Source organism: Photobacterium lucens, assembly GCF_009873615.1.
Classification (GTDB): domain Bacteria; phylum Pseudomonadota; class Gammaproteobacteria; order Enterobacterales; family Vibrionaceae; genus Photobacterium; species Photobacterium lucens.
In genome coordinates this window covers 1-8,576 of sequence record NZ_SSMG01000269.1, presented here as the reverse complement: position 1 = coordinate 8,576, position 8,576 = coordinate 1, and the positions used below count along the sequence as shown (strand labels likewise).

5 protein-coding genes are annotated in these 8,576 nt (G+C 43.1%); 3 read left to right on the top strand and 2 right to left on the bottom strand.

Annotation, left to right across the window (positions count from 1 at the left end):
- Positions 1-60 precede the first annotated feature (60 nt).
- The 3 genes from carA to E5A76_RS11490 all read left to right on the top strand — a co-directional run bounded on the left by carA (position 61) and on the right by E5A76_RS11490 (position 5,734).
- Positions 61-1,200 (top strand): glutamine-hydrolyzing carbamoyl-phosphate synthase small subunit, encoded by a 1,140-nt coding sequence (gene carA / locus E5A76_RS11500; protein ID WP_161119018.1) that lies wholly within the window; start codon positions 61-63, stop codon positions 1,198-1,200.
- Between the two features lie 17 nt (positions 1,201-1,217).
- The gene (carB, locus tag E5A76_RS11495) at positions 1,218-4,436 is read left to right on the top strand and encodes a carbamoyl-phosphate synthase large subunit (protein WP_161119017.1); all 3,219 of its coding nucleotides are present in this window, start codon (positions 1,218-1,220) and stop codon (positions 4,434-4,436) included.
- 446 nt (positions 4,437-4,882) lie between these two features.
- On the top strand, positions 4,883-5,734 hold the full coding sequence (locus E5A76_RS11490) for a magnesium transporter (RefSeq protein WP_161119016.1): 852 nt from the start codon (positions 4,883-4,885) through the stop codon (positions 5,732-5,734).
- Between the two features lie 66 nt (positions 5,735-5,800).
- Here E5A76_RS11490 and dacB read toward each other — a convergent pair whose 3' ends face one another.
- Together dacB and E5A76_RS11480 are read right to left on the bottom strand one after the other, a co-directional pair.
- On the bottom strand, positions 5,801-7,204 hold the full coding sequence (gene dacB / locus E5A76_RS11485; protein ID WP_161119015.1) for a serine-type D-Ala-D-Ala carboxypeptidase: 1,404 nt from the start codon (positions 7,202-7,204) through the stop codon (positions 5,801-5,803).
- Between the two features lie 160 nt (positions 7,205-7,364).
- Positions 7,365-8,417 carry a porin gene (locus E5A76_RS11480; RefSeq protein ID WP_053987912.1) on the bottom strand — a complete coding sequence of 351 codons (1,053 nt, stop codon included), beginning with the start codon at positions 8,415-8,417 and terminating at the stop codon, positions 7,365-7,367.
- Positions 8,418-8,576 lie beyond the last annotated feature (159 nt).

Below are 8,576 nucleotides of genomic sequence, written 5' to 3'. Positions count from 1 at the left end.
GGAATTGGTTATTTATACTTTATCTGTTTTAATTGCATTTTTATTTAATTGGAGGTTGTCTTGAGCAAATCTGCGCTGTTAGTCCTGGAAGATGGGACAGTGTTCCGCGGTGTGTCCATTGGGGCAGATGGTTCGGCCGTTGGTGAAGTCGTTTTTAACACCTCGATGACGGGGTATCAGGAAATTCTCACCGACCCTTCTTATTCACAACAGATCGTTACTCTTACTTATCCCCACATTGGCAATACCGGTACTAATACCGAAGACGAAGAATCTACCGCTATTCATGCACAAGGTCTGGTTATTCGTGATCTTCCTCTTATCGCTTCAAACTTCCGCTCTGAACAATCCCTTTCTGATTATTTAAAATCACAAAACGTTGTTGGTATCGCAGATATTGATACTCGTAAGTTAACTCGACTTCTTCGTGAAAAGGGTGCGCAAAACGGTTGTATCATTGCGGGTAATAACATCGATGAGGCGTTTGCCTTAGAGCAAGCGAAAGCTTTCCCAGGTCTTAAAGGCATGGATTTAGCAAAAGAAGTGACAACAAGCGAAACATACAGCTGGAAGCAAGGTTCTTGGACACTAGAGAACGGCTTACCAGAAGCACAGGAAGATAACGAGCTGGCATACCACGTAGTCGCTTATGACTTTGGCGCTAAACGTAACATCTTGCGTATGCTGGTTGACCGCGGTTGTCGTTTAACGGTTGTTCCAGCACAAACTTCAGCAGAAGACGTACTTGCGTTAAACCCTGATGGTGTTTTCCTATCAAATGGCCCTGGTGATCCAGAACCATGTACTTACGCCATTGAAGCAACCAAAACATTCCTTGATAAAAACATTCCAATCTTCGGTATCTGTTTAGGTCACCAAATTCTTGCCCTAGCAAGCGGTGCGAAAACAGTAAAAATGAAGTTTGGTCACCACGGTGCTAACCACCCAGTTAAAGATTTAGATCGTGATGTTGTGATGATCACCAGCCAGAACCACGGTTTTGCTGCTGACGAAGCAACGTTACCTGAAAACTTACGTGCGACACACAAATCCCTGTTTGATGGCTCGCTACAAGGTATCCATCGTACCGACAAGCCTGCATTCAGTTTCCAAGGCCACCCAGAAGCGAGCCCTGGTCCACACGATGCAGCACCATTATTTGATCATTTTATCGAATTAATTAAGAAACACAGCGCCTAAGCCGGGAGTAGTAAGAAATGCCAAAACGTACTGACATAAAAAGTGTACTAATTCTAGGTGCTGGACCGATCGTTATCGGTCAGGCCTGTGAGTTCGATTACTCTGGTGCACAAGCTTGTAAAGCACTTCGTGAAGAGGGTTACCGCGTTATTCTGGTAAACTCTAACCCTGCCACTATCATGACTGATCCAGAAATGGCGGATGCAACTTACATCGAGCCAATTCACTGGGAAGTGGTACGTAATATCATTGCTAAAGAGCGCCCTGATGCGGTACTACCAACCATGGGTGGTCAAACAGCACTAAACTGTGCACTTGATCTTGAGCGTCACGGCGTACTAGAAGAGTTCGGCGTTGAGATGATCGGTGCAACAGCTGATGCTATCGATAAAGCAGAAGACCGTTCTCGCTTCGATAAAGCAATGAAATCTATTGGCTTAGAGTGTCCTCGTGCCGATACTGCGAAAACCATGGAAGAAGCTTACAAAGTGCTCGATATGGTTGGTTTCCCATGTATCATTCGCCCATCATTTACTATGGGTGGTACGGGTGGCGGTATTGCTTACAACAAAGAAGAATTCGAAGAGATCTGTTCTCGCGGTCTTGATCTTTCACCAACTAATGAGCTTCTGATTGATGAGTCATTAATTGGTTGGAAAGAATATGAAATGGAAGTGGTTCGCGATAAGAACGACAACTGTATCATTGTGTGTGCGATTGAAAACTTTGACCCAATGGGTATCCACACCGGTGACTCAATCACTGTTGCACCTGCGCAAACCCTAACAGACAAAGAATACCAATTAATGCGTAATGCATCGCTTGCAGTACTGCGTGAAATTGGTGTTGAAACAGGTGGTTCAAACGTACAGTTTGGTATCAACCCGAAAGATGGCCGTATGGTTATCATCGAGATGAACCCACGTGTATCTCGCTCATCAGCACTGGCATCAAAAGCGACAGGATTCCCGATTGCAAAAATCGCGGCAAAACTGGCAATTGGTTTCACCCTTGATGAACTGATGAATGACATCACAGGTGGCGCAACCCCTGCGTCATTTGAACCTACTATCGATTACGTAGTAACGAAGATCCCTCGCTTTAACTTCGAGAAATTTGCTGGCGCTAACGATCGTCTAACGACACAGATGAAGTCGGTTGGTGAGGTTATGGCGATTGGTCGTAACCAACAAGAATCACTACACAAAGCACTACGAGGCCTAGAAGTTGGCGCGACGGGCTTTGATGAAATGGTTGACCTTGACGATCCAAATGCGATGAGCAAGATCCGCCACGAGCTGAAAGAAGCAGGCGCAGAGCGTATTTGGTACATTGGTGATGCGTTCCGTGCAGGTATGTCGGTTGACGGTATCTTTAACCTTACTAACATCGACCGTTGGTTCTTGGTTCAAATTGAAGAAATCATCAAGCTTGAAGAGCAAGTGAAAGCGGCAGGCTTTGCTGGCCTAAATGCAGAAGTATTACGCAAACTAAAGCGTAAAGGTTTTGCTGATGCGCGTCTTGCTAAACTACTTGGCATTGGTGAAGGTGAAATTCGCAAACTACGCGATCAGTTCGACATTCACCCAGTCTACAAGCGTGTAGATACCTGTGCGGCTGAGTTCTCATCTGATACTGCTTACATGTACTCATCATACGATGAAGAGTGTGAAGCAAATCCAACCGACAAAGACAAGATCATGGTATTGGGCGGAGGTCCAAACCGTATCGGTCAAGGTATCGAATTTGACTACTGCTGTGTACATGCATCATTAGCACTGCGTGAAGACGGTTACGAAACTATCATGGTTAACTGTAACCCTGAGACAGTATCAACGGATTACGACACATCAGATCGCCTGTACTTTGAACCTGTAACACTTGAAGATGTATTAGCTATCGCACGCGTTGAAAAACCAAAAGGCGTTATTGTTCAGTACGGTGGTCAAACACCACTGAAACTAGCACGTGCACTAGAAGCAGCAGGCGTGCCAATCATCGGTACAAGCCCTGATGCGATTGACCGTGCAGAAGACCGTGAGCGTTTCCAACAAGCGGTTGACCGTTTAGGTTTACTACAACCTGAAAACGCAACAGTGACGACGATGGAGCAAGCGGTTGAGAAGTCGCGTGACATCGGTTACCCACTGGTTGTACGTCCTTCTTACGTGCTTGGTGGTCGTGCAATGGAAATTGTTTACGATGAGCAAGACTTGCGTCGCTACTTCAATGAAGCAGTTAGCGTTTCAAATGAATCACCAGTACTGCTAGACCGTTTCCTTGATGATGCGGTTGAAGTTGACGTTGATGCGATTTGTGATGGTGAGCAAGTGGTGATTGGCGGTATTATGGAGCATATCGAGCAAGCGGGTGTTCACTCAGGTGACTCAGCATGTTCTCTGCCTGCGTACACTCTAAGCCAAGAAATCCAAGATGTGATGCGTGAGCAAGTGAAGAACCTTGCATTTGAATTAGGTGTTCGTGGCCTAATGAATACTCAGTTCGCTGTCAAAGATGGTCAAGTGTACCTAATCGAAGTTAACCCTCGTGCAGCACGTACCGTACCGTTTGTTTCTAAAGCGACAGGTGCATCACTAGCTAAGATTGCAGCGCGTGTTATGGCTGGTCAATCACTTGAATCACAAGGTTTTACTAAGGAAATCATTCCACCGTATTACTCTGTGAAAGAAGTGGTGCTACCGTTTAACAAGTTCCCAGGCGTTGACCCACTGTTAGGCCCTGAAATGCGCTCAACAGGTGAGGTAATGGGTATCGGTAATACGTTTGCTGAAGCATTCGCAAAAGCGGAATTAGGTTGTGGTAAAGAATACCCAGAAGGTGGTCGTGCACTACTATCTGTTCGTGAAGGTGATAAGCAACGTGTGGTTGATCTTGCTTCTAAGCTAACTAAGTTGGGTTACCAGTTAGATGCAACTCACGGTACAGCTGTGATTCTTGGTGAAGCGGGTATTAACCCTCGCCTAGTTAATAAAGTACATGAAGGTCGCCCTCATATTCTTGACCGTATCAAGAACAATGAATACACCTACATTGTTAACACTGCTGCAGGTCGTCAAGCGATTGAAGATTCAAAAGTACTTCGTCGTGGTGCACTAGCTGAGAAGGTGAACTACACCACAACGCTAAATGCTGCATTTGCAACTTGTATGGCGCATACCGCAGATGACCGTAATACAGTGACCTCAATTCAAGAGCTACACGCACGCATCAAGTAAGTGTAACTAATCTTGAAATGGAAAAGTCGAGCAATTATGTTGCTCGGCTTTTTATTTTATTATCAATTGAAATAAATAAACGTTGATAATCAGTTTCTATACAGGTTGGTTTATTTAGAATGCAGGCGTCGCAGTAAGCGATACATGTTTTTGGAGACAATAATGAACGATACCGACTATCCCCCAAGTATGAAGCAGGAAAATCTCGCTTAGTTTACGGTATCAATTGTTTTCTCCGTACGACTGAGTGCGGAATAGTATGTCTAACCTTCCTTTTTAGTGATGCACTTTCACGACAGCTTTCCTTTGGTTTTCCATTTCCTATCTTAATTAATAGCATTAGTTACTTATTCAGCATTGGCGCCAGTTGTTGCTGAGAATACGTAATGTTATGTCGGTGATCGTTACCACCTCTCTTAGAGAGTCAGCCAATCGGGAGATTCGCCATGGCGGTAATGAACGATGCAGTTTTCGCTGCAACAACACAAATTGCACACAAAGATGCACTTGCAGTACGTAACGCATTTCTAAAATATGATTTGGATGAGCAAGCACAATTATTGGCAAAAATGCCAGTGACAGATGCGTTAGCTATGCTTCATGAATGCCCATTACGGCATGTACAAATATTATTAGATAGACTAGATGAATTAAAACAGGAAGTCAGATCCCGTCAGCTAGCCAGTGGATTAGGACTCATTAGCTCGGAAGTCGAGCCTACTGGAGATTACTTAGAAAATAGTGTCTTTAATCATGTGAAAGAGCGCATAGGTTGGATTGTCGGTTTGGCACTAATGGGAATCGTCTCAGGCTTAATTATTTCCCATTATGAAGATACGTTAAGTCAATTAGTGTTACTTGCTATCTATATGCCTGTCATTGCAGCAGCTGGAGGGAATACAGGTTCACAAGCTGCGACTTTGGTAGTGCGAGCTTTGGCAATGGAAGAAATAAAATCACGGGACTGGTTAGCCGTTTTGTGGAAAGAGTTTCGTGTTGCGATTGTTATTGCTATCTGCCTTGCTGCGGTGATCATCGGGCGAGTCATTTTCTTTAGTGGTGATGTAGTGTTACCTGTAGGAATGACACTTGATTCTATTGCTCTTGCGATAGGTATTGCGATTTCGATCCAAGTTGTCATCTCAACTACCATTGGGGGAGTATTACCTATGATCGCAAGGGCTTTTAATTTGGATCCTGCGGTACTTGTGAGTCCTGTTTTAGCTTCTATGGTTGATATTACTGGGATGATGATTTATTTCACGACTGTTAATTGGATGCTTGGATTAGGGCATTGATAAACATTGTTATTAAAAAAGCCACTATAGGTTAGCTATAGTGGCTTTTTTTATAGAACGCACTATTTAGTAGCTTTTATAAAGAGAGTTATAAAGCTGTTTTTCAAATTGGTAAATCGGTGGCAATGCTGCTTTTTCACCGTCATGCATGTGTGGATAGTAATTAGTCACTAACTGTACAAAGAGGAGTGGTTTACCATTTTGGGTATTAATCACACCCGCCAAGTTATAGGTACCAAATAAAGAGCCACTTTTAGCAATAATCTTACCTTTTAGCGGAACATCACGAATACTGCGACGGTACTGTAATGTGCCACTTTTCCCTGATACAGGTAGATCATTCATTAAACCAAGCTGTGGATGACGATAAATGTAAGTCACCACTTTCATTAAGTCATTTGCTGTTAAGCGGTTATTACGCGATAAGCCTGAGCCATCCACCATTACGGTATCAGAAAGATCGATTCCTGCTTTATCTTTGAGTATCGCTTTGATTGCTTCAATGCCGTTACTGTAACTACCTGCTTGGTTGTAATACTTTGCACCAATCGTTTTGGCAATATTATCGGCAAATAAGTTATCAGAGCGCTTCAACATAATATCAAGTAGCGTTGATAGTGGTGCTGATCGGTGTGTTGCGATGATTTTTCCACTAATTTTATCGTTACGAAGTAACTTACCGTTTAACTTAATACCTGCGCGCTTAAGCTCTTGCTGAATAATCGCGGTTGAATACAAGGTGGTGTTTTGTACTGCAAATTTAAGTGGTAGAGGCTCTTTACGAGGCTGTATACACCCACTAATTTGGTACATGTTGCGATCATTGGAGGTCATTGATAGCTGACAGTGTTGTTCTTTTTGCTGCGCTTTGGAAACCACAATGGCTGAGGTTTGTGCCTTAATTGGCTGGTGGCTAGGCACATTTACACGTGTGACATCACCAAAAGATTTATTACTGTATAGCGCACCTTGAACACAATTGTGCTCTAAGCTGATACTACTTGATGGTGCACTGTAACAAGATCCTAAAATATCCCAAGGCCAACCAATAGCACGTTCATAGCCAGTAAAATGTCCGCCATTTAAGTACAGATTACCTTTAATTGTCGTTATGCCTTGCTGTTTTAGCTGGCGAAGCAAATTCGCAATATCGCTGCGCTTAAGTGTTGGGTCACCATTAAATTTTAAAATGACGTCATTACCTTTGGTCTCAAGGTAAGTATCAAAACGGAAGTTATTACCAAGATATAGCTTTGCAGCAAGCGCAGTGATTGTTTTCTGTGTACTTGCTGGTGCTTGTAATTCGTTTGCGCGTTTATCGTATATAACTTTGTTGGTGGCAGGGTTAACGATGAGAAGCGCGACATCACTACCTTTGGGCAGTTGGTTGATTGCTTGCTGAGGAGAAAACGCAGCAAAAGAGGAAAAGCTCGTTGCCATTAATGCAGAGCAAAGCAGTTTTTTAAACATATCAAGGCATAGTCTTGGTTAAGAGATAGACCTTAATCATAACGTTTATATGAGAGAGGGTAAAAAAGATAAAGAATAAAGATTAAAAAATGACACAAAACTAATAAAAAAAGCGCCGACCTAAGTCGACGCTTCATCTGTTCTACTTTAATCGCAAGGATTAGAAGTCGTAACGTGCACCTAGAACGAATTGGTCAGATGCTGCAACTTTACCTACTTCGTTCTTATCAAGCATGTTGAATGTGTAAGAAGCGTAAGTACGGAAGTTGCTGTTGAAGTAGTAAGTACCGTCAACAGATACAGCGTTTGCTAGCTCATCATATACGTTGTGAGCTTTTTCATCTTTCATGAAGCCGTAAGTAGTTGTGAATACTGCTTTACCAGCTGTGTACGCTGCAGCGAATTCGTAACCTTGAGTATCTGTTACTTTGTCAGTTACAAGGTTTTGACCATCGCGACGACCGTACTTGTATAGACCACCGAAGTATAGGTCACCAACTGTGTAAGATGCTACTGCGAAAGTCTGCTCAGAACGTGCTTTGTGAGTGTTAACACCGTTTTGATCGCGTTGTTCGCCGTAACCAAGACCTAGAGCTAGACCTGTGTCAGCAACGTTGTACTTAGCTGCTGTTGAGAAGCCGTGAACGTCTGTCTTATTGCCATTTTTATCGTAGTCAGCACCAGCGAATACGTAGTTAGCTTTGAATGTTAGATCACCGAAAGTACCTGCGTATGCTAGGTTGTTAGTTGTGCGGTCAGCTACTGCTAGCTTAGTACCACCAACAACAGAACCTGCGTATGCCATGATATCAGTGAAATCAGTTAGCATACCTAGAGAGCCGTCAGCTTTACCGTAAACAATTTGGCCGTATTGGTCGCTGTTTACACCAGCGTACATGTAACGGTTTTCGTCGTTAGAGTTGTCGTCTTTGAACTCGCGCTCGAAGAAACCAATACCTTGAACGCCATCAGCGATTTGTGTTTTCGCATCGATGTTTACACGTACACGTGAAATGTCAGTTACTTCGTTATCAGTTGTTTGTAGTTTAGCTGGTACATTTTCGTTATCAGCTTGTTCTGAAAGAAGAGCACGCGCTTCTACACGACCGCCGATAGCAAGAGAAGATGAGTCATCTGAGTAAACTTGTGCTGCTGATGCTGCGCCAGATAGAGTTGCTGCTGCTACTGCTAAAGCAATAAGGTGCTTGTTCATTGCCGAATCCTTTTTAAAATTTTTATGTGTTGCATTTCTATGCCAAATGCATGCTGTTCTTTTTACTTGTGTCTGTCGGTTTATGTTAGTAAAAAAAACTGAAAAATACCTCATGAGTATTCGATTTTTTGTTTTTTTAGTTTTTATATTGTTCTTATT

What these genes read in the sequence shown, in the direction of transcription:
- carB (WP_161119017.1), top strand. Translation starts at nt 1,218, where the DNA reads ATGCCAAAACGTACTGACATAAAAAGTGTACTAATTCTAGGTGCTGGA.
- E5A76_RS11490 (WP_161119016.1), top strand. Translation starts at nt 4,883, where the DNA reads ATGGCGGTAATGAACGATGCAGTTTTCGCTGCAACAACACAAATTGCA.
- dacB (WP_161119015.1), bottom strand. Translation starts at nt 7,204, where the DNA reads ATGTTTAAAAAACTGCTTTGCTCTGCATTAATGGCAACGAGCTTTTCC.
- E5A76_RS11480 (WP_053987912.1), bottom strand. Translation starts at nt 8,417, where the DNA reads ATGAACAAGCACCTTATTGCTTTAGCAGTAGCAGCAGCAACTCTATCT.